This window comes from Paucisalibacillus globulus DSM 18846, assembly GCF_000482485.1.
Lineage (GTDB): Bacteria > Bacillota > Bacilli > Bacillales > Amphibacillaceae > Ornithinibacillus > Ornithinibacillus globulus.
On the sequence record NZ_AXVK01000047.1, the window covers coordinates 1 to 2,062 of the forward strand.

Genomic DNA, 2,062 nt, shown 5'->3' on the forward strand with positions numbered 1-2,062 from the left:
TTGTGCGTGTGGCAGCACGCTTCACTATAGGGTGAAAGTCCCGAATACGACCGCCGTTCAGTCGGTAAGTATTAGCTAACAGACAGTGCGGAGACCGTGAGGAGCCGTGCGGAGGGTCTGAAGGCAAACCCCTGACCAGAGCCAGTATCCCATGTTGGCATGAGAGTAGGGTGACTGTGCAAGAAAACAGGAAGTCCCAATAACTGACGTAGCTCGAAATGTTAAGAGGGCTGGGCTAGGGGGAAAGGAAGCGATGTGACCCACAGAGGTCTCCCTTTGTCCGACCAGATAGGTATTGTGTTTCAAGGAGGTAATCTGAGAAAGCAAGATGCGAGGGGAGAAGTCAGAGACCACCATAGTAGCTAGGAAGCTTATGCCTAGGACCTTCTAGCAATGGAAGCGAGGGTGGCACATAAGTGAGAGTGTTCTAAGTAGCACTTGGGTATTCATGCCTGAAAAGGCAGGATACTTGCGAAGGGTGTGACCCATGAAGATAATCTAAGTTCCAGGTTAATGTCTGTGGAAGTGGGCAGAAGCTAGCAGTGTAGACACGGACGCTAGGGCCGAACAGAAGGGTACGCCGCCCACCACCAGTTGAACATGGAGAGAACTGCCATTGTAGCTATTGACTCCACAAGTAAACATAAAACGGAGAAACAGAAACAAAACAGATAGGAACTAAATTACACAACAGGAGATTTTAGATGGAAAGAAGAGTCTGGTACAGCCTTTATGACAAGGTGTATAGGAAGGAAAATTTACTAGTTGCCTTTGAACTTGTCAGAAAGAACAAAGGAGCACCTGGAGTCGATAAGGTGACCATCCATGATTATGAACTGGAATTGGAGGATAATCTAGAAGTCCTTCAATCAAAGCTCAAAACAAAGGAATATCGCGCTAAACCAGTAAGGAGAAAGTTTATCAAGAAAGATAATGGGAAGTTGAGACCACTTGGTATACCTACTGTTGAAGACCGTATTGTCCAAGCAGCAGTTAGAAACATTATAGAACCCATTTTTGAAAAGGAATTTCTTCCTTGTAGCTATGGATTTCGTCCTAATATTAGTGCTCACATGGCTATAGCCCAGGTTTCAGAGTATATCAAACAAGGCTATACGTATGTAGTAGATGCAGACTTACAATCCTACTTTGATACCATTCCCCATGATAGACTTATTGCGGAAACTCGAAAGAGAATAACGGATGGCTCTGTTCTTGGACTTATCCGGGAATTTCTTACTTCTGGAATTATGAATGAGCAAATCTATGAAGAGACTACAGAGGGAGCCCCGCAAGGTGGTGTGTTAAGTCCGTTACTCTCCAATATTTATTTACATCAATTTGACACGCTTATGACAAACAGGGGACATCGAGTAGTTCGCTTTGCGGATGACTTCATTATTCTATGTAAGAGCCAAAAAGGCGCAGAGCGTGTCATGAAAAACGCAACGAAATATTTGGAAGGTGAGCTAGGACTTACCATTAACAAAGAGAAATCCAAAGTAGTGGATTCTAGGAAAGAGCCATTTACATTCCTTGGGTATGAATTTTATCGTGATATTCGCCGTGTTGACCCGAAAAAGCTTATGAAATTCAAAGAAAAGATAAAGAAAAAGACTCGAAAGAATCAGACGGTGGATATTGAAGTCTTAGTCAAAGAGGGATTAAACCCATTAATCAGAGGATGGGGAAACTATTTTGGCAAAGGAAATGTCAAAAACCTATTTAAGAATCTTGATGCTTGGATTAGAAGAAGACTTCGAATGGTCCAGCTAAGGAGCTGGAGAAAAGTCAGAAATCTTCACAGGGCATTAAGAAGAAAAGGGTGGAACGAATCAAGCTTGCGAGGAATAAGAATGTTCTCCTGGAGAAGCTCAAAGAGCCCCATGGTACATGCGGCTCTTGATAATAAATTCTTTAAAAGTCTTGGACTGGTCAGTCTTGAATCTAGAATTACTCCTATTGTCCCCAAAGGGGATTAGTGGGAGGAGCCGTATGCGAAGTTCCGCACGTACGGTTCTGTGAGAGGGGTGGTCAGAGATGGCGACCCCTACTCGATTTT

General features: G+C 43.6%; 1 protein-coding gene. It reads left to right on the forward strand.

The genetic code is table 11. The features are described 5' to 3' along the window. The first annotated feature begins 704 nt into the window (after positions 1-704). A complete protein-coding gene (ltrA, locus tag K332_RS0112150; RefSeq protein WP_026907691.1) occupies positions 705-1,982 on the forward strand; it encodes a group II intron reverse transcriptase/maturase in 1,278 nt (425 codons plus the stop codon). The last annotated feature ends 80 nt before the right edge of the window (positions 1,983-2,062 follow it).